This window comes from Cytobacillus sp. Hm23, assembly GCF_051842895.1.
GTDB lineage: Bacteria > Bacillota > Bacilli > Bacillales > SM2101 > Nanhaiella.
In genome coordinates, this window is the sequence record NZ_JBPXRQ010000036.1 from 1 (window position 1) to 20,246 (window position 20,246).

The 20,246-nt window shown below is 34.3% G+C and carries 17 protein-coding genes; 3 read left to right on the forward strand and 14 right to left on the reverse strand.

The features are described from left to right. The 5 genes from ACSVDA_RS18670 to ACSVDA_RS18690 form a co-directional block, all read right to left on the reverse strand. Positions 1-320: helix-turn-helix domain-containing protein (locus ACSVDA_RS18670; RefSeq protein WP_485885100.1), on the reverse strand; the 320-nt coding region annotated here is incomplete at its 3' end. A gap of 234 nt (positions 321-554) precedes the next feature. Beyond that, complete coding sequence (gene queD / locus ACSVDA_RS18675; protein WP_485885102.1) at positions 555-1,034, reverse strand: 6-carboxytetrahydropterin synthase QueD; 480 nt, start codon at positions 1,032-1,034, stop codon at positions 555-557. A gap of 236 nt (positions 1,035-1,270) precedes the next feature. Then, complete coding sequence (locus ACSVDA_RS18680; protein WP_214481923.1) at positions 1,271-1,546, reverse strand: HU family DNA-binding protein; 276 nt, start codon at positions 1,544-1,546, stop codon at positions 1,271-1,273. A gap of 103 nt (positions 1,547-1,649) precedes the next feature. Then, complete coding sequence (locus ACSVDA_RS18685; protein ID WP_485885104.1) at positions 1,650-2,834, reverse strand: acyl-CoA dehydrogenase family protein; 1,185 nt, start codon at positions 2,832-2,834, stop codon at positions 1,650-1,652. Between the two features lie 456 nt (positions 2,835-3,290). Then, on the reverse strand, positions 3,291-4,085 hold the full coding sequence (locus ACSVDA_RS18690; protein ID WP_485885106.1) for a DUF3298 and DUF4163 domain-containing protein: 795 nt from the start codon (positions 4,083-4,085) through the stop codon (positions 3,291-3,293). A gap of 472 nt (positions 4,086-4,557) precedes the next feature. Here ACSVDA_RS18690 and ACSVDA_RS18695 point away from each other — a divergent pair, with 472 nt between their 5' ends. Continuing rightward, entirely contained in the window at positions 4,558-6,051 is a 1,494-nt protein-coding gene (locus ACSVDA_RS18695; protein ID WP_485885108.1) for a UDP-N-acetylmuramoyl-L-alanyl-D-glutamate--2,6-diaminopimelate ligase, read from the forward strand. 367 nt (positions 6,052-6,418) lie between these two features. On the opposite strand, the gene ACSVDA_RS18700 is transcribed toward ACSVDA_RS18695, so the two are convergent. Continuing rightward, on the reverse strand, positions 6,419-7,228 hold the full coding sequence (locus ACSVDA_RS18700; RefSeq protein ID WP_485885178.1) for an alpha/beta fold hydrolase: 810 nt from the start codon (positions 7,226-7,228) through the stop codon (positions 6,419-6,421). Between the two features lie 555 nt (positions 7,229-7,783). On the opposite strand from ACSVDA_RS18700, the gene ACSVDA_RS18705 reads away from it, so the two are divergent. Then, entirely contained in the window at positions 7,784-8,029 is a 246-nt protein-coding gene (locus ACSVDA_RS18705; RefSeq protein WP_485885110.1) for a phospholipase, read from the forward strand. A gap of 236 nt (positions 8,030-8,265) precedes the next feature. Here the strand turns inward: ACSVDA_RS18705 and ACSVDA_RS18710 are convergent, their stop codons facing one another. From ACSVDA_RS18710 to pflB, 6 genes are all read right to left on the reverse strand, one after another. Further along, the gene (locus ACSVDA_RS18710; protein WP_485885112.1) at positions 8,266-9,867 is read right to left on the reverse strand and encodes a glycoside hydrolase family 43 protein; all 1,602 of its coding nucleotides are present in this window, start codon (positions 9,865-9,867) and stop codon (positions 8,266-8,268) included. Between the two features lie 27 nt (positions 9,868-9,894). Beyond that, positions 9,895-10,920 (reverse strand): Gfo/Idh/MocA family protein, encoded by a 1,026-nt coding sequence (locus ACSVDA_RS18715; RefSeq protein ID WP_485885114.1) that lies wholly within the window; start codon positions 10,918-10,920, stop codon positions 9,895-9,897. A 151-nt stretch (positions 10,921-11,071) separates the two neighbouring features. Further along, positions 11,072-11,857: a DsrE/DsrF/DrsH-like family protein gene (locus ACSVDA_RS18720; protein ID WP_485885115.1), complete on the reverse strand. Its 786-nt coding sequence runs from the start codon at positions 11,855-11,857 to the stop codon at positions 11,072-11,074. Next, complete coding sequence (locus ACSVDA_RS18725; RefSeq protein WP_485885117.1) at positions 11,803-13,545, reverse strand: CoA-disulfide reductase; 1,743 nt, start codon at positions 13,543-13,545, stop codon at positions 11,803-11,805. The genes ACSVDA_RS18720 and ACSVDA_RS18725 overlap by 55 nt, the downstream gene beginning before the upstream one ends. A gap of 326 nt (positions 13,546-13,871) precedes the next feature. Then, positions 13,872-14,600 (reverse strand): pyruvate formate-lyase-activating protein, encoded by a 729-nt coding sequence (pflA, locus tag ACSVDA_RS18730; RefSeq protein WP_485885118.1) that lies wholly within the window; start codon positions 14,598-14,600, stop codon positions 13,872-13,874. Between the two features lie 5 nt (positions 14,601-14,605). Continuing rightward, positions 14,606-16,852, reverse strand: a complete 2,247-nt coding sequence (pflB, locus tag ACSVDA_RS18735) for a formate C-acetyltransferase (RefSeq protein WP_485885180.1) — start codon at positions 16,850-16,852, stop codon at positions 14,606-14,608. A 364-nt stretch (positions 16,853-17,216) separates the two neighbouring features. Here pflB and ACSVDA_RS18740 point away from each other — a divergent pair, with 364 nt between their 5' ends. Continuing rightward, positions 17,217-17,447, forward strand: a complete 231-nt coding sequence (locus ACSVDA_RS18740) for a YjcZ family sporulation protein (RefSeq protein WP_485885120.1) — start codon at positions 17,217-17,219, stop codon at positions 17,445-17,447. Between the two features lie 88 nt (positions 17,448-17,535). Here the strand turns inward: ACSVDA_RS18740 and purU are convergent, their stop codons facing one another. Together purU and ACSVDA_RS18750 are read right to left on the reverse strand one after the other, a co-directional pair. Further along, positions 17,536-18,435, reverse strand: a complete 900-nt coding sequence (gene purU, locus ACSVDA_RS18745; RefSeq protein ID WP_485885122.1) for a formyltetrahydrofolate deformylase — start codon at positions 18,433-18,435, stop codon at positions 17,536-17,538. A 490-nt stretch (positions 18,436-18,925) separates the two neighbouring features. Beyond that, positions 18,926-19,420: a GNAT family N-acetyltransferase gene (locus ACSVDA_RS18750; RefSeq protein WP_485885124.1), complete on the reverse strand. Its 495-nt coding sequence runs from the start codon at positions 19,418-19,420 to the stop codon at positions 18,926-18,928. Positions 19,421-20,246: the final 826 nt, after the last annotated feature.

A 20,246-nucleotide genomic window follows, 5' to 3' on the forward strand; every position in this document is an offset into this window, starting at 1 on the left:
TTATTCTTTTTAGATTTGAATCTAGGGATGTCATTTTGCTTTTTGAAAAAACGGTTAAAAGCATCCGAAAGGTTGCGTAGTGAGGATTGTAGTGAAATGCTATCAACTTCTTTAAGCCATAGCAAATCTTTTTTCAACTTTGTTAACTCCGCAGAACAAGCGCTGTATGTTAAACCTTTTCCAGTCTGTTTGTATGTTTCATTCCATGCAGCTAAAAAATGATTGAACACAAAACGGCTACAACCAATGGTTTTAGCAATTAATATTTCTTGTTTTTTAGTGGGATAGATACGAAATTTAAAGGCTTTGTTGACTAGCATTTGATTCACCTCACTTATCTATTAATTAGGTTAATTATACCATATTAGAAGTGAGTTTTGGCTTACGCAAACCGCCATTCATCACCCACTTAACCTTCACTCGCTTCGCATTGTTTTGGTTTGAAGTGGAGGTCTTCTGTCTAGGGTTGATAAAATGCTTTCGCATACGAGGGTTCATTAATGCAGTGTAGGAGCTCACTCTACTTAGCTCGATTAGTTGAATTAACATGTACATTAATACCTGTCTTCCATCCACTCTCTTTTCGCTTCAGCAAAGCATGTAGGAGTTTCATATAAGCGAACAAATTCAACCCTAGCACCTTTCAATTTATCTTTTCTCATTTCAATTGACTCATGCATTTGCTCATAAATCCATACAACCATGTTTTCTGCTGTCGTATTCATAGGGGGCAACATTTCATTTATATAACGATGATCTAGAAAAACTTCAATGTTATTTGTCCATATATCTTTGATTTCTCCAAAATCTATTACTAATCCTATGTCATTAACGTAACCACTTATACCAAAAACAACTTTGTAGGTGTGACCGTGCAAATTTTTACACTTTCCATCATAACAATGTAAATGATGCGCAGCATCAAACGTAAATTCTTTGCTTACTAATACACGTTTTGTATGATATTTTAGTTGACTTCTATGAATATCCTTATCAATTTTTTGAAGCTTATTAACAATATTAAATCCATACATGCTGTAAAAATCCCTTCTGATTGCAATTATTATTTACCTCTTAAATGTTAACAAATTTTTAAATTTGCATGAATGGACAATTTGTGAACGATAGATTCAACAACTATGAGCAGCAATTACTATAGCAATTAATTATATTGCTCATAAACAATTATTATTCTTATAATACATTCACTATTTCTATCAAAAAAAGATACGTCATCCAAAATGGATGACGTATCTCTATGAGATCATTATTAGTTATTGACAGCTTCTTTTAACGCTTTCCCTGCGACAAATGCTGGTACTTTACTTGCAGAAATTTGAATCTCTTCACCTGTTTGCGGATTACGCCCTTTTCTTGCAGCACGTTCACGGACGACAAAATTACCAAAGCCAATTAATTGAACCTTTTCTCCTTTTGTCAATGGTTCCTGAATTGCGTACAATACAGCATCTACTGCCTTCGCAGCATCTTTTTTGCTCAACTCCGCCTTCTCTGCTACAACATTTACTAATTCTGATTTATTCATAATCTTTCAATCTCCCTTAGTTTAATTTTTTTCACTATCATATTGCCCTAGCTTAAGGAAAAATATACGTGTTTATATAAAAACTTCCATAAACCTGTTGAATTTATTCTTTCTTTGTTGATTGTATTTTCGATTCTGTATTCGTTATCTCTGAAAATGCATGCTGTGCAAGAGTTCCAATTACAGCATCATCCATTGGTGGATTATGAAGTCCTGCTCGAACATTACGATAATATCTCTCGAGTGGTCGATCGTTAAACAAGCTTTGGGCACCTATTATACGCATTGCCTTATCTACTACTGAGAGAGCACTGTTTGTCACCACATGTTTTACTGCACCTAATTCAGGAATAAGCAATTGTTTATGTTGAGATGTATCGTATCGTTCTGCAACTGAATACATAAAATGGCGTGCTTGCATAAGTTCCAGCTCCATTTCTCCTGTCATTCTTTGGATGTTTGGCAGTTCTCTAATTGGTCCACTTATACTACTAGGTGAATATGTATGAGCAAAATGTAAGGCATAATTACGTGCCGCAATAGCTATCCCCATATAACAGGCAGGAATATGAAGTAACCATCCATTTGCTAATCCTTTTCTTTCCCTCGTTTTCCTTTCAACTAGAAATTTTTCTTCTACCTCAACTTGGTCTAAAACAAGATCGTGGCTGCCAGTTCCACGCATGGACATTGTATCCCATGTTTCCTCAATTCGAAGTCCAGTGGAGTCACGAGGTATTAAAAACTCATATAATTGATCATCAACAGCTGCACTAACAAGAAAGAAATCCAAAGCTGGAGCCATTGTAGTAAAGGTTTTTCGTCCATTAATAATCCAGTTTGAATTCTTTTTTTTAGCATACGTTTGTGGTTTACCACCCCGTGTAGGACTTCCAGTTTGCCGTTCAGTTGCGGCTCTATTAATAAGCTTTCCTTTTTTCACTTGATCACAAAGATAGGTTAACATATTATGCTCCCATCTACTTTTTTCTGTTATATCCATGATGCAACCTATATGCCAACCAATTGAGAGTGCTGTAGCTCCATCACCTTGTGCAAGCCTTTCCTGTAGCAAAACAAGCTCATACAATGAGATATTTTGCCCCCCAAATTGTTTAGGAATCGTTAATGATGTATATCCAGCTTCCTTTAGTTGTTCAATATTGTTAAATGGAAAGGCTCCATGATTATCATAATGTTTCTCACGTTTTGCAAATTCATCTGAAAGCTTACCTATCTTGTTATACCACTCTTGTTGAAAGGGAGTTTTCACAAAATCTAAGCCCATGTTGTTTCACCTCAATGATTTTTATTATGGCTCTTTCCTTACATTTTGTTACTTCTTTTGCTTAAGGCTGGATATTATCACCAAATTCGTACCAAAAGAAGTGGCTTCATATGTTAGTCACCATATTAAAGAAGAAAAGATGAAACAAACACTAGTTGTGTAAATACTTACTTCCTAATAAGGTAAACAACAATCAATGCGATAACAACCTTGTTTATTAAATAAGAGGCTTATGCAAATATTATCGTTTTATAAAAAAAGACACATCAAAACTCTATGTATAGTTTGTTTCTTAGTACGATAACATCAATCAATGTAAAAGCAGCCTTTAGTATAGTTTATCAAATGTTACCTTATTCTGACGGATAACCTTTTTCAATTCAAGTAAAAAAGCCTCTTTTCCAATAAGGTATTTAGAGGCTTTTACAACTGTTCATATTAATATATGTGACTATTTTATTTTTTGGCACTAATTATACTTTTACCAATAGGTGTTAAGTTATTTTCGAAATCCTTAAGAGGAATTTCAAAACTTGGCAAACCTGATGCATATGATGTTAATTCGTAGGCTTTAAATTGAACGACAATGGCATTGTCTTTAATAAAATAATTAAAGTTTACATCTAGACGATCAACTGTAACTAAAGCATCTTCAAAATATTCTTCAGGTTGTTTAGAAATTTCTTCTTTAATTTTTTTGTTTATTTCTTTTTGAAAATGAAAGTCAGATTTAAATAAATCACTCACATAGATCAATTCACCTGTTTCTAAATTAAAGTTATATCCAATAATTTCTGTATTTGAGTGTGCTCCCCCAGCATATTGTGTGTATGTGACTGGTATACTGACAATTTTATCATTATTAAACGTTACTTCATAAGTTGCATCACCACTAAATCCAAATGACGTTTCACCGTTAAGGTCTAAATACGTTTGAGCAAATTGATTACGCAGTCTATTTTTAAAGTCTATGATTTCATAGTCCATTATCGTATTAATTCTTTGTAATGAAGAAATATTATTTTCATTTTCAATTACTGGGATGTTAATCGTAAATGTTGAAGAAATTTCTTCCAAATTCTCGCTTGCTGTTTTATTAGTTATTGTTAGTCCGTTTAGATCCTTATCAGATTTTACTAGTACTGATTCTTTTGCTTTAGCCTTTTCAGGTACTTGCACAAAGCCAGTCACTGTACCTCCTACAAGCAATGCAGACAATACAGTTGTTACTATTACTTTGTTTCGTTTCATGTAAAATTCCCCTTTCACTTACTTCTCTATATTTATCCTCCATTTCATTTTAATAGCAACAGGGAAATGATTAGTTACAAACAAGTTACAATATAGTTATTATAGGTTCTTTTCGACAACTTTGTTGCTATTATCAAGAAGGGGCTATATATGTTAGTCATCATGTTAGACAAGTAAGGTGCTACAAAACATATTTAGTTCTTAGTCCCAAAAGCAACAATTAATACAAAAACAGCCTTTAACTAAGGATTTTTGTTCATATACTTCAACAGTCTAAATGATGTAATTGTGTACAAATAATAACGAAAAGAATTATTAGTATAAAGGTAGCTTTAGCTTTCATGTTAAAATTGTTGTATATTTTAAGCTTGCTTAACAATAATGCCGAGAAAATTTTACATATTGACAATTGATTTAATGTAAAGAGACTTATTTTTGTTTTGCAAAACATACTACGAAGAGGTGGAAAATGTTGAGGTTACAAGAGATAGCATCCCTTTTCACTATTAAGCGAACTGAAGGGAACTTAGAAACGGAAATTACAGGATTACAGATGGACTCAAGAAAAATAGTAAAGGGAAATTTGTTCATTTGTGTTCCTGAAATAAAAGGTTTTTTAAAGGATAGACACCTTTTCGCAAAAGATGCAGTAAAAAATGGTGCAGCAGCACTTATCGTTGAAAAGGATGTAGATGTAAATATTCCAAAGATATTTGTTAAAGATGCAAGACACGCCTTAGCAATTATTGCTTCACACTTTTATAATTATCCATCTCACGAGATGAAACTTATTGGGATAACTGGAACGAACGGTAAAACTACTACCTCTTACATCATAGATAAGATACTATCAGATTATAGCTTTACAACAGGTTTGATGGGAAACAATGGGACAAAAATTAACGGTAAAGTAGTCCCTTCTGATATAAATACACAGGAAGCTCCTGTACTGCAACATAACCTTCGAAGAATGAGGGATTGCGACACAGATTATTGTGTAATGGAAGTTACATCTCAAGGGTTAGATATGAATAGAGTGTTAGGTTGCAACTTTAGAACGGCTATTTTTACAAACCTTACTCAAGATCACTTAGATTATCACGGAACGTTTGAAGACTACAGAAATACAAAAGGTCTATTGTTCACTAGATTAGGTAATACATTTAATCCAAATGAAAAAAAATATGCTATTTTAAATGCTGATGATCCATCTTACCACTATTTTCGCAAAATAGCCTCATCAGAAGTTATTACATATGGGATAAACAATGATGCAGATATTTCTGCTACAAATATAAACATGACATCAAAAGGGATCCATTTTCAACTTGCTACTTTTAAAGGAGAAGTTGATATAAACCTCCAATTAGTAGGACTGTTTAATGTCTACAATGTATTAGCAGCTATAGCAGCAACTTTAGTTGAAGGAATACCACTTCAAAGCATTAAAAAAAGCTTGTCTCAATTAAAAAGTATCGATGGTAGAATGGAGATTATCGATGAAGGTCAAGATTATGTTGTTTTAGTAGACTATGCACATACACCTGATGCTTTAGAAAATGTACTAACTTCCATTAAAGATTTTGCAACTGGGAGGGTTATTACAGTATTTGGATGTGGTGGAGATAGAGATACGTTAAAACGACCAATAATGGGTCACATAGCTAGCAAATACAGTGATATTGTAATAATTACTTCTGATAATCCACGTTCTGAAGACCCACATAACATTATGAATGATATTAATCAAGGGATCATAGAGTCCCTTTCACTACAATATGACAACATAGTTAAACGTGAAGAAGCAATCAATCAAGCTATTAAGGTTGCTTCAAAAAATGATGTTGTGCTGATAGCTGGTAAAGGACATGAAAAGTATCAAATTCTAAAAGATAAAACAATTCAGTTTGATGATAAAGACATCGCTCGCAAAGCCATTATAAGAAAAGAAAGTAAAAGAACATAATATTCTAAAAGTTAACTTAGGTATGTGTAGAGAACAGTCTGTAATAAAGATTGATGTATGATAAAGCTTTTAACCTTGGTATACATTTTTTTGCCTCCGTCGAGATTATAAGACGGAGGCAAAAATGTATAGTTAATAAATTTATGTCTTTGTATGTTGATTAGTTAAAAACGTTATAAGTTGTTATCCCTTATAGCGTCATCACAATAAAAATATCATGTTATCACAATCCAGAACCTTCGATCCAAAAGGCTGTTTTCGCATTAATTGAACTTAATAATCCTTGAGAAAAAATTAATTAAAACCCCTATTTATTTATAAATTGAATATATAAAGATCAATATTCTCAATTCGTACTAAATATAATTTATGAAAAAAATTCATAGGTGATTTCTATCATTTTTTCTGGACATTCTACAACAGTCCAATGACCACAATTATCGATTTCTACTAGTCTTGCATGAGGGATATATTTAATCAACAAGTCTTCAATTAAAGTTGGTGTTAAAATATCATGACTACCTTGGGCTACTAGAATTGGTATATTTGAGAGCAAAGCTAACTTTGGTGATAAGTCAAAGTTGTTTAGTATATCCTTTCCTATCATTTCATTAACTACATGATTATTAATGGTTTTTTCTTTACGGTTTAAGGCTTCTGTATTATATACATAATAAGGGTCTAAAATACTAAAAATTTTATCCAGAGCCGAATGGTCAGTTTTTAATCTCACTTTTAATTTGGCTAATTTGTCTTTTGCCTCTTTGGGAAGTTTTTTCTCTACTTCTCTTCCAAACATTTCAAACCCTTCTTTTGTTACTCCGATTGCAGCAGTTAATAGTATTTTGTTTACTCTGTCCGGATATGTTGTTGCATATAATAATGCAAGCATTGATCCCCAAGACTCACCAAATAAGTTAAGCTTGTCATAACCTAATTTTTCACGAAGTAATTCCAGTGTGTTTACTTCATCTGCCATAGAATAATCGTGTTGTTTAGATCGTTCTGATTTACCACAACCTCTTTGATCATACAATATTAATTTATAATCTTTCGCTAATGGGAGAATATGTGGCAAAAAGAAACGATGCTCACTTCCAGGACCTCCGTGAAGAAAAACAATCGGTTCACCTTCACCAACACTAGTCGTATAAAAATTACTTCCATTAACATTTATGTATTTTTCTGAATACTTAGAACCCTACACTTAATCTCCTCCTAAATATATCTAACTCAAAATCCATATAAGGTAAAATTCTAGTGTTTTAATTACAAAATATCATAATTTCTTTAGAATTGCTCTCTTATTCATTTATGAGCGGCACCGAACCATGGTTATTCCGTACTTTCTATTTTGGTTTAGTTAGCCTTCATCATTCATATACCTATCTATCTGTTCATCAAAATTTATCTTTAACCTGTCTTCAGGCTATATTCTACAAAAGTTAAAACATCTTTTTCACAAGGCTGTTTTCGTATAGATTGTTGCTTTCTTGACCATCTCACAGTTAGTTTCAATAAAAATACCTCTTAAACTACGCATTCTAACTATTTGTAACTGATGTGTAATTTACTAGGTGAAGAAACACTCACTATAACACTTCCATTCATATACTAATTATCAAAACACTCCTTTATTAACGCGAAATATCCTTCTTCTGAACGGTTTAATAATAAGTGGAAAAATTGATTGAAAGGGGGTTTCACCACTGTGATTATAAGGAGGACGAGTTTGCGTCCGAGAAGGTGCCTTTTCCCCGGCTATAAATGGTGTGGCCCAGGCTGTAGTGGACCTGGTGCTCCAATCAATGATGTTGATGCAGCATGTAAGGCACATGACGAATGCTACCGTATATACGGCAGAACTTATGAATGTGATTTAATGTTTGTTCGCCAACTACGCCCAAAAGTCAATCCTTATACTGAAAAAGGCCGTCATGCTCAACTGATGTATAATTTTATGAAGTCTCGATTGTAAAATTTCCACAACAAAAAACTCTAAAGTTCTTCTACTAACGATTTCTATGAATTAACTTGAATAGCAGTTTAGCATACAGAGAACAACTATATTATCCTGATTTAATGTACCTATCTAAGAATTGCAGAAAATAATCAGATATTAAAAGGGCTGTCTCTATACAGATACAGCCCTAATCAGCGTAAACTTACGTTTAAATTTTTTATTGTTCGATTCACACCAAAACTATTATCAGCTTAATCATGTTCAATATACTTAAAATAATCAAAATCCGCATACTTCTGTTGACCAGTCAAATCTTGTACTGCCATGCCAATAAACGCCCCGGTGAAAGCTAATTCAGTAGCCGAACCATCTTCATAATTAGTGATGTAATCATCAGAAAGAATACTAGCATCCAATTCAGCACCGATTTTTTCCCATTGGACACTATCTTCTGAATAATAGAATTGTAGTTTTTGGTGATCGACAGTTATCTTTAACAATATGTTAGCAGACTCTTCAACTGATACCTTCTGAAAACTCAGTTCATGATATCTACCCTTATCACAGCTAATCAAGCCGATATGTTTACCTAATTCTTCATCCTGACTTATATATAAGTAATAGTGGTTATTCGTATTATAGTAATACACTAACCCAGCCATTTGTTGAAAATTGCTCGGGTCAAATTGAACGGCTGTCTCCGCTTCAAACGTAAATGCTTGCTGCCTTCTAGCAAGTAGGCTTTGTTTATGAAGTGAGTTCAGCGATTCTCTGCCTTTCATCCTTAAATAGCCTGGTCTTGTCGTCAATGAAACCCACTCCTCACTTGCAAAATCGCGCAATGCGCTAAGATGTATATTCATTTGTTCTTTATTAAAGTGATCAATTTCACAATTTTCTTCGAAGTAGTGTTCAGGTAATTGCGGGGCAGTAACCTCAACTTTTGGGTTACTTCCTTCTTGAAGCCTTAACCAGCCATCATCAGTCCAATACACCTTCTGAATTGCTGTCTCACGTCCTAATATACACCTCATTTGTGGCTTTAGTGGACGACTACATAAATGGACAATATACCATTCATTTGATTGGGTCTTCACTAGACTGGCATGTCCGGCTTTCTGCAATAGTAAGTCAGCATGATTCTTTGACGTTAACATTGGATTTAATGGATCAACTACATACTCCCCTAGTAAAGATTTCGAACGAGCAATTGTAACAGCATGCTCGTACCCCGTTCCACCTTCAGCTACCATTAAATAATAATAATCATCTTTTTTATACATATGAGGGGCTTCAGTGCAACCAAGATTTGTTCCTTTAAAGATTTGACGGGTTGGACCTATTAGCTTTTGCTCTTCTTCTGAATACTGTTGCATAACGATTCCATGAAAAGGATTTTTGCCCTGTCGATGATCCCACACCATATTTAGTAGCCATTTCTTTCCGTCATCATCATGAAACAATGATGGGTCGAAGCCACTACTATTCAAATAAACAGGCTCTGACCATGGACCCATAATGTCCTTTGCAGTAATGAGGTAATTATGTGTATCTTTATATGCTCCAGTTAAGCTTTTTACGTTTGTGTATACAAGATAAAATATGCCATTTTCATAACTAAGACAAGGAGCCCATACGCCACCTGAATCGGGATTTCCAATCATGTTCAATTGACTTTTGCGTGTTAAAGGATGAGTCAACAAGCACCAATTTTTTAAATCCTTTGAATGGTGTATTTGCACACCGGGTGTCCATTCAAATGTAGATGTAGCGATGTAATAATCCTCACCAACTCTTAAAATAGAAGGATCTGGATTAAAACCTTTTAAAATGGGGTTTGTTATCATTGACATCAATTTTTCCCTCCTATATTGTCTTGGTCAAACCATAACAACTGTACGTGTCTCTGCTGATTTAACCATGGCCATAATAACTTTCAAAGAAGCTAACCCATCTTCTCCAGTAACTAATGGCTGCCTTTGATGAATAATACTATCTACAAAGTTATTAATAACACCGCTATTTGTATCATGATGATTTGCATCGCATTGATAAGTTTGTTTATCACCATCAATTGTAGTTATTTCAATATCAAATTGAGGGTTGTGATTTATTTTTATGCAGCCTTTTTCAAGATGAATAACTGTACTATCATCTCCATCACCATAATAAGTCCAAGAAAAAGAAGCTGTTCCGAGAGCACCCTTTTTAGTTTTAAGAATTCCAACGATGTTATCACAAACTTCAATCGGACTTCCCTCTTCGTCTTTTTTATGAAGTGCTCCTAGAAAGGAACTTACTTCTTCGATGTCATCATTTAATAAATAACGTAAAAGATCAACCTTATGTATACCTAGATCTCCTGCTACACCAATAAATGATCGCTCTTTCTTAAAAAACCATGTTGCATTACTTTTCGTTACACCCCAATGCTCAGGGCCTTTATGACCAAAGCTTGTGTTAAATGTTAAGACTTTCCCTAAAGTACCACTATGTATTATTTCTTTAGCTTTATTGTGAGCTTTAGTAAACCTCTGGTTTTGAGCTATCATAAGAATTTTACCTGATGCTTTTGCGGCTTTTATCATTTTTTCAGCATCACTGATTGTGTTTGCAATTGGTTTTTCACATAACACATGTTTATCATTAAGTAGTGCTTGTGTGGTTACTATATGATGAGACTCATTAGAGGAACAATCACTAATTGCATGAATAGATGGGTCTTTAAATAATTGCTCAATCTCATCAACTACCTTACCATTAAAGATACTGGCAAGTCTCTTTGCCCTATCTAAATTACGATCATAAAAAAACACATCTTTCACGTGTGGATGATTCGTGTACTCTGGAGCATGACGGAATTCTGTTATAGACCCACACCCAATTATTCCAACATTAATTTTCATATACAGTCTCCTCGCAACAAATAAAATCATTCAATCCATAAACCGAAAACATACTCATTACTAAAAGGGAAAAACAACAATGATAATACTATTTTAACATATAAGAAACTGACCTCCGGTGTCGCAATAGAGCACCTGAGGTCAGTCCCCATTATATAAATAAATTTATATTTGATTCTTCAGCTTTACCTAAATATGTTGCAACACCACCGATTTGTATGCCGTCAATAAGTTCTTCTTGATGAATACCCATAACATCCATACTCATAGAACATACAATCATGTCAACGCCTAATTCCATCGCTGTATGCATAAGCGTTTCTAAATTATCAATATTTTTATTTTCCATGACCCTTTGTATCAGTTTTACGCCTAGGCCACCCATATTCATATTTGATATAGGTAATTTATTTGGTCCCGCAGGCATCATCGTTCCAAACATTTTACTCGTAAAATCTTTATCTTTTTTCTGGGATATTGTTTTTCTTAATATATTGAGCCCCCAAAAAGTAAAGAACATCGTCACTTTTTTCCCCATAGCAACAGCTCCAGTCGCAATGATAAATGAAGCAATCGCTTTGTCATAGTCTTGATCAAAGACGATTAAAGTTACACCTTTTTCTTTTGAATGAGCAGGAATCTCCGGTGTTGAACTCATGTCTGCAGGACCTTTTCCTTTTTGGATGAAAACTGAGTATTCAGCATCGTTTTGTGATTTGGATAAAAAGGTGTTACCAGTTTTATCACACCATTCCTCAATATCTCTAGCGAAGCCTGGATCTGTTACTTTGATTTCTAATATATCACCTGGATTCATCGTATCCATTCGTTTAAATACTTCAGTAATTGGACCAGGGCATTGTAAACCTATACAATTAAGCTCTATTGTTGGCTTATCGTCTTTTTTTTTATCAAAATATGATCGTTGTCGGTACATACTTTGTCATTTTTCACATTGTTATTACTGCGTCCTTTTTTATCTCTTTCATAATAACAATATGTTTTATAGCCACCACTTAAATTGTATGCATCGAACCCATGTTGCTGTAGAATACGAGTCGCTAAATAGCCACGTAATCCTACTTGACATGTAATGTAAATTGGCTTATCTTGCGGTAATTCTGCTAATTGTTCTCGCAAGTCACCCAGTGGAATGTTCACGGAACCTTCAATATCTCCAAGCTCCAATTCCATCGGTTCACGAACGTCGATTAAATAACCTCCGTCATTAATTATTTCATCTATTTGGTCAAAATGAACTACGTTCAACTCTTTATCTACTACATTAGTTGCTACATATCCTAACATATTAACTGGATCCTTAGCTGAAGAGTACGGAGGTGCATAAGCTAGCTCTAAATCTGGTAAATCATGAACATACAATCCACCTTTAATGGCTGTAGCAATTACGTCAATTCTTTTCTCAACTCCATTAATTCCCACGCCTTGCACCCCAAATATTTTCCCACTGTTCGGGTCAAAAGTCATTTTAAGTGAAACGGGACTTCCTCCTGGATAATAACTCGCATTAGAGTTTGGATGTACGTGCACAGCTTCGAAAGTAATGTTCAAGTGCTTTAATGTTTTTGCATTATTCCCCGTTACTGCTACAGTTAAGTCAAACACTTTGGCTACTGCAGTACCTAAAGTGCCTTTGTAACCAACATTTAAACCATAAATATGATCTGCAGCTAAACGGCCTTGACGATTGGCAGGCCATGCTAGCGGAACCATTGTTGCTGTGCCTAATATATAATCCTTCACTTCAATTGCATCACCAATTGCATATATATTTTTATCAGTTGTTTGAAGGTGCTCATTAACTACAATGCCACCGCGTTTTCCTACTTCTAACCCAGATTCAATGGCAAGTTCATTCTCTGCTTGAACACCGATAGATAAAATGGTGATATCACTGTCTATCTCTTTACCACTGTTCAACACAATTGTTTTACCATTATTTTTGAAAGCTTTAACTCCATCCTCTAAAATGAGATTTACATTCTTGTCACGTAAATGCTCATGAACAATCGCAGCCATCTCTGGATCAAGTGGGGCCATCACTTGTTTACCGAGTTCAACTACAGTCACGCCAATGCCACGATGATGAAGGCTTTCTGCCATCTCAAGCCCGATAAACCCACCACCAACGATAACCGCTTTTTTTGGTCGTTGCTGATCTACCCACGCTTTTATGCGATCGGTGTCTGGGACATTTCGTAAAGTGAACATGTTTCTGGCTTGCTCAAGACCTTCAAATGGAGGAACTATTGGTCTTGCTCCTGGAGATAAGATCAACTTGTCATATGTTTCTTTATATTTTTTACCAGTTTGTACATGTTGCACCGTTACAGTCTTTTCTTCACGGTTGATTTTTACCACTTCTGAAAAGTTTCGAATATCTAGGTTAAACTTCTTACTCATCCCCTCAACAGTTTGAACGAGTAGACTGTCCCTCTGCGGAATCACTTCACTAACATGATAAGGTAAACCACAGTTTGCGAAAGATATATATTCTCCACGTTCAAACATGATAATTTCTGCATTTTCATCTAATCTTCGTAACCTTGCTGCTGCTGTTGCTCCACCTGCAACTCCACCGACTATCACAATTTTCTTTTTCATTGTTATCCTCCTCAATTACCTATATGGGTATATAATTTGTTAAAAAATTTATTTGCTCAATGTTTCACAAATGATTTGTTATTTAGTACACCTACATAATACTGTATACATAGTGTCATTGTCAATATACCCCTGTATGTATATTTTGTGACATCTTTTTTCATTTATTTATCACTTTTTTTTATTGTTTAATGATCCTTCTCGTTATCGTAGATTTTATCGGTCAATTCGTAAGCTTTATGGGTCAATTCCACATATTTATCCCTCAAAAACGGTCATCATCATAAAAAAAAGTAACACGATGTTTCGTGTTACTTCTTCTTTAATTATTTCATAAGTGTAGGTGAGTATGATGTAACGATGTTGTATGCTTTGTCAACCTCTTCGGCTGAAGGTGGATTTGTATCAATCAATTCATTGTCCAAACAAAGTGCTTTCCATTTATATTCACCCATTTTATGATAAGGTAGTATTTCTACCTTTTCAACATTCGATAACGTACCTATAAATTGTCCAAGTCGGTCTAAATCTTGTACCTGATCTGTATATCCTGGAACGAGAACATGTCTAATCCATAAAGGAATCCCCTTATCATTTAAACGCTTTGCAAAAGAAATCGTATTATTATTAGATAAACCTGTAATGTCTTGATGTTTTTGTTCGTCTATATGTTTAATATCTAGAAGAACAAGGTCAGTCAGACTTAAGAGTTCATCCAAGTTAGCAGGTTGTAATGACCCCGCAGTATCTAATGCAGTATGAATGCCGAGTTCTTTACATTTCTTAAATAAATCAATGACAAAATCAGATTGAACTAGTGGTTCTCCACCACTTACAGTAACACCACCATTTGAAAAGTTCATATAAGACATATATTTTTTTATATCTTCAATTAAATCATTCGTATCTTCTTCTTTACCTCCAGCTACTTTCCAAGTATCTGGGTTATGGCAGTAAATACAACGTAACGGACAACCTTGTGTGAATACGATATATCGTAATCCTGGTCCATCTACTGTACCACAAGTTTCAACTGAATGAATTCGTCCTATCATGCTGATCACATACTTTCATGGAATGTTCTATTAATGACGTCGATCTGTTGCTCACGAGTTAACTTAATAAAGTTCACTGCATAGCCAGAGACACGAATCGTTAATTGTGGATATTTTTCTGGATGCTCCATTGCATCTAATAATTGCTCTCTTTCAAATACATTTACATTAATATGATGTCCCTCTTGTCTCATATAACCGTCTAAAATCGAGACAAGGTTACTTGTTCTTGTGTCAGCTTCTTTTCCGAGAGATTTTGGAACCATTGAAAAAGTACAGGAGATTCCATCTAAACAGTCATCGTAAGGAAGCTTAGCTACTGAATTCAGCGAAGCTAGTGCACCTTTTTTATCACGTCCATGTAAAGGGTTTGCTCCTGGTGCAAATGGTTCACCAGCTTTTCTACCATCAGGAGTTGTACCTGTTTTTTTACCATACACCACATTTGATGTGATCGTTAAAATGGATTGAGTAGGCAATGAATTTCTATAAGTCGGGTGCTGGCGTAACTTATTCATGAAATTCTCAACTAACTCTGTTGCAATTGAATCAACTTTGTCATCATCATTTCCAAACTGAGGGTAGTCGCCTTCGATTTCAAAATCTACAGCGATTCCGTATTCATTTCTAATTGGGCGCACTTTTGCATACTTAATGGCACTTAATGAATCTGCTACAACAGACAACCCAGCAATACCACATGCCATCGTTCTTAATATTTCTTCATCATGTAGAGCCATTTCAATTCGTTCGTATGAATATTTATCATGCATATAGTGAATTACATTTAATGTATTCATATATAGTTTTGCAAGCCAATCTAACATCTTATCATATTTTTCAAACACTTCTTCATAATTTAGAATATCTGCTTTGATCGGTTCAAAGTCAGGTCCCACTTGTACACCCAATTTTTCATCAATTCCACCATTGATTGCATATAATAATGCTTTGGCTAAATTCGCACGAGCCCCAAAAAATTGCATTTGCTTCCCGATTTTCATGGCAGACACACAACATGCAATCCCATAGTCATCACCATATTCTTTACGCATAAGATCATCATTTTCGTATTGAATGGAGCTTGTTTTAATAGACATTTTTGAGCAATAACGTTTGAAATGTTCCGGTAGCTCTGTCGACCATAATACTGTTAAATTCGGCTCAGGAGCTGGCCCTAAATTATCTAACGTATGCAAAAATCTAAATGATGTTTTCGACACAAGTGGACGTCCATCTAAGCCCATGCCACCAATTGATTCTGTGACCCACGTTGGATCACCGCTAAATAATTCATTGTAATCTGGCGTACGTAAAAATTGAACCATCCGTAGCTTCATAACAAAATGGTCAACTGTCTCTTGTACCTCTGACTCAGTCATCGTTCCATTATTCAATTCTCTTTCAAAATAAATATCTAAAAATGTTGAGACGCGCCCTAGACTCATAGCAGCACCATTTTGTTCTTTTATTGCAGCAAGATAGCCAAAATATAACCATTGAATTGCTTCGTGTGCATTTTTGGCAGGCTTAGAAATGTCAAATCCATAAGAAGCTGCCATATCCTTCAGTTCTTGCAATGCCCTAAACTGTTCAGAAATTTCTTCACGATCACGAATCACTGCTTCACTCATCATCTCATTTTCAAGTTTAGCATGGGCTTTTCTTTTTTCATCCATTAAACGATCTACACCGTATAAGGCTACTCGACGGTAGTCACCGATAATTCGCCCTCTCCCATATGCATCAGGTAGTCCAGTAATGATTCCAGCTTTTCGAGCCTTTCTCATTTCAGGAGTATACGCATCAAATACTCCTTGGTTATGGGTTTTTCGGTACTCAGTGAAAATTTTCTCCACTTCTGGTTCAAGCGTAAATCCATATGCGTTACATGCGTCCTTCACCATTCGAATACCACCAAATGGTTGTATAGAGCGCTTTAGTGGTGCATCAGTCTGCAAACCAACAACACTTTCTAAATCTTTATTTATATATCCTGGCCTATGAGAAGTAATGGTAGATACTGTTTTAGTATCAACATCAAGTACACCACCGTTTTTTCGTTCTTTTTTCGTTAACTCTAGAACTTCATCCCATAAGCTAGATGTTTTTGCTGTTGGTGGAGCAAGAAAATCTTCATTACCTGTATATGGTGTTACATTATTTTGAATAAAGTCTCTTACATCAATGGCATGCATCCAATGCCCTTCGTTAAAATTCTCCCATGCAGTTTCTCTTATCATTGTGCTCATTTTGTCCATGATAACTTCCTCCATTATTATCGTTAAATTTTCATTAAAGCGATTTCATTTGTGAAATACTTCACAACTCAGAGTCAGAAAATAAGTAATAATTGTTTATTTATTACCAATTATACTATTAATATGGTGTATATGACGGATCGTTATTGACGACATTGTGAATTTTTTCACGGATTAATTGTATTATAGGGAAGAAATTAAAGATTGTAGCATCTGCATAATTCGACTTAAAACCAAATAAATACTAAACATGTTGTAATGAGTATCGTCAATTAAATATAAATAATCTGTATTCTTATAGACAATTTGCCCATTCTTTCATACACATATATGGAGAAGAAAGGGAGGTTAGTTTATGCATAATTATGGGGGAGCTCAAGGATATACTGGTTACAACTACGGGGCTGTACCTAATGTTAGACACTCTACCTATAGATATGGCTACGAGAGAGGTTGTGTAAATCCTGCACCCAGTTACAGTCAACCTGTCCTTGTTGGAGACTCAGTGGGTACTGGGTTTGCGTTAATTCTTGTGTTATTTATTCTACTGGTTGTCATACTTGCAACAGTAGTCAAAGCCATTTAATCACATCTTAAGGAGAGGTGCTGATTCTCACCTCTCTCTAACATAAACTTTAATATGTAGCCAAATACGTTACGCTACTACAATTATCTTAAAATACAATGGTTTTGTTTTTGTAAACAATCACTCGATCTTCTAGGTGCCATTTAACTGCTAGAGCGAGAACACTCCTTTCAATAGAACTACCTATTTTCTTCAAAGACTCAACATTATCACGGTGATTTACTCTCATAATATCTTGCTCGATGATCGGTCCTTCATCAAGATCATTCGTAACATAGTGGGATGTAGCGCCGATGAGTTTTACACCTCTTTGGTATGCTCTGTCATACGGTCTTGCTCCTACAAATGCTGGTAAGAACGAATGATGGATGTTAATAATTTGATTAGGATATGATTCAACAAAATCTGATGTCAATATTTGCATATACCTAGCTAAAATAATCAGATCTACCTCATACTCTTTTAACAGTTGAAGCTGAGTTCTTTCTGCCTCTTTCCTATTGTCTTTATTTGCAGGGATATAATAGAAAGGTATATCTAAAGATTCGACTATTTCCCTTGCATCTTCATGATTACTAATCACTAATGCAATATTCGTCATCAAATCACCATTTTGCCATTCCCATAAAAGTTCCTGGAGACAATGAAGCTCCTTTGAAACGAAAATTGCCGTTTTCTTTAATTCATGAACGAATGTAAGTTGCCACTCCATGGAGAATTGATTAGCAATGCTTTGGAACTCCTTTTTCATAACAGTCCCTTTATGCAGTAAGTCTGGACATTCAAATTCAATTCTAATAAAAAAGACCCCACCTTCTGGATTTGTAGAGTATTGACTTGATTCAATAATGTTTGCACCATGGTTAAACAAAAACTCTGAAATTGCAGCTACGATCCCTTGCTTGTCTGCACAACTAATTAAAAGCCTGCCACGATTCTTTTGTTTTTCACTATATTGATTGAGCATCTCCTGTATCGAATTGTTCATACACTTTCTCCTTTATTAATTCATGTATTATACATGCCTAATTATTTTTATTATATTCTCATAATTCAATAAAGAATACAATGGCAGTTTATAAACTTTTTTAAGGATAACTTCATAACAATTTATTTCAATTTTTAAAAATGATCCTAGCTAATATACACATATGCTATTGTTATGAATTCATCGTACATAAACTACTCATAATTTCTTGTTGAGTTCGTGTTAACTTTCTTACACGGAGATATTATGAATACGAAACGGTATTAAAAATGAAATGGGTGATAATATATAGATAGCTTCATTGAAGCTATCTTTTTACGTGGAGTCTAACTCCTGACAAAAGCATTAAAGCCATCATTGAGCAATAAACTCAACGATGGCTTTACTTATATTTTGTTTTATCCACTTATATGCTCAGTAGTACAAATTGTGAATTATTGTAGTTACTATTATTAATAGATAAGTTCATGTAAAAGATAGCGGCTACGTGTTATAGTAACTTGTACAAATAGTATTCGTTCATAGGTTGACCATTTATGATTAATGAATTCACTTTTTCACCCTCAATAACAAACCCCATTTTTTTATATAAGTTAAATGCCTTTATATTGTCTTTTATAACGGTGAGTTCCAGCCTAGATATTTCTTTATCTTTAGCCCAAGCGAAAGCACTATTAAATAGACTTGATGCTATGCCTCGTCCTTGGAAATCATCAAGTACACCTAAAACAAGATATGCCGAATGTTGATTTCGTTTAACTTTTCCTCCAAATGCGTTCATAAATCCAACTAATTTATGCTCTACTTCTGCTACTAGAAATAAAGAGTTCTTTTCAGCTATAATATTTTCTATAGCTTTTCTTTGCTGCTCAAGTGTCATTGATTTTTCGCCTGGTTCAAATAGCATAAATCCTGATTCATCAATACTTTTATTTAATTGTAAAAAGTTTTCTGCATCACTTAATTCAATTGGTCTGATAATCATCTTAACGCCCCTTATAATCATAAAAATACAAATCCATAGTTTTGTTTATTCTTATTCTTCTTGGATTGATATCACATTCTATTCAACCTCTTGTTTGTAACCGCAAGCTTTACACCTTTTCAAATATGATTATATGAAACTTCCAGTAAAAAATAGTTAAGTGATGAAGAGGATATATAAAACCATTTTTTCTCGGCCGTTATTAAGTATTTTATCATATAGGTTTTTTCGTTCTTTAGTCAATTTGACCATTCAATATTACTAGTAGAAAATTCAAATCAACTAACCTACCCTTTTTCTTGTCATACATTAAAATATGTAACAACCCTTCTTTTTTTGAAGAATTATACTCCTAATATATCTTCAATCACTATTATAAGGTACTACCAATTACTGACTAAGGCCCCCGTCCCATGTTTAGCACTGTTACTAAAATTGAAAAGATTAAAATATAACATTTTATATGGAAGATACATATTAAATATAGAAAATTATATCAAAATGATTGAAGACCTTCAATCCATTTTATCCTTACAACAATGTTTGAAATGTTGCAAAAGAAATGCTGATTTGCCTATTCAACATATAACTTTAGACAATAATACTAATTCTGTGTGTGAACTAGACACTATGAACGTTTTCTCATTATTATGAACATCTTATGTTCCACTAAAGTGTCTGATGAATTTTGAATAATACTAGATTCCTACAACAAAACTTTGCAACTATTAAACCCCATTATGAATATAAAAACTTATAAACTATTAACTTCCTCGGCACTATCAATTGATCAAGCCCTAGCTTTTTAAAAGCTTTTAAATAGAAC

Bases quoted from the DNA above. Each gene is read 5' to 3' on its own strand.
- ACSVDA_RS18715 (WP_485885114.1), bottom strand. From the start codon at position 10,920: ATGAAAATTAATGTTGGAATAATTGGGTGTGGGTCTATAACAGAATTC.
- queD (WP_485885102.1), bottom strand. From the start codon at position 1,034: ATGTATGGATTTAATATTGTTAATAAGCTTCAAAAAATTGATAAGGAT.
- ACSVDA_RS18725 (WP_485885117.1), bottom strand. From the start codon at position 13,545: ATGAAAAAGAAAATTGTGATAGTCGGTGGAGTTGCAGGTGGAGCAACA.
- ACSVDA_RS18720 (WP_485885115.1), bottom strand. From the start codon at position 11,857: ATGTACCGACAACGATCATATTTTGATAAAAAAAAAGACGATAAGCCA.
- ACSVDA_RS18740 (WP_485885120.1), top strand. From the start codon at position 17,217: ATGCATAATTATGGGGGAGCTCAAGGATATACTGGTTACAACTACGGG.
- pflB (WP_485885180.1), bottom strand. From the start codon at position 16,852: ATGAGCACAATGATAAGAGAAACTGCATGGGAGAATTTTAACGAAGGG.
- pflA (WP_485885118.1), bottom strand. From the start codon at position 14,600: ATGATAGGACGAATTCATTCAGTTGAAACTTGTGGTACAGTAGATGGA.
- ACSVDA_RS18680 (WP_214481923.1), bottom strand. From the start codon at position 1,546: ATGAATAAATCAGAATTAGTAAATGTTGTAGCAGAGAAGGCGGAGTTG.
- ACSVDA_RS18750 (WP_485885124.1), bottom strand. From the start codon at position 19,420: ATGATTATCAGACCAATTGAATTAAGTGATGCAGAAAACTTTTTACAA.
- ACSVDA_RS18685 (WP_485885104.1), bottom strand. From the start codon at position 2,834: ATGGGCTTAGATTTTGTGAAAACTCCCTTTCAACAAGAGTGGTATAAC.
- ACSVDA_RS18690 (WP_485885106.1), bottom strand. From the start codon at position 4,085: ATGAAACGAAACAAAGTAATAGTAACAACTGTATTGTCTGCATTGCTT.
- ACSVDA_RS18710 (WP_485885112.1), bottom strand. From the start codon at position 9,867: ATGTCAATGATAACAAACCCCATTTTAAAAGGTTTTAATCCAGATCCT.
- purU (WP_485885122.1), bottom strand. From the start codon at position 18,435: ATGAACAATTCGATACAGGAGATGCTCAATCAATATAGTGAAAAACAA.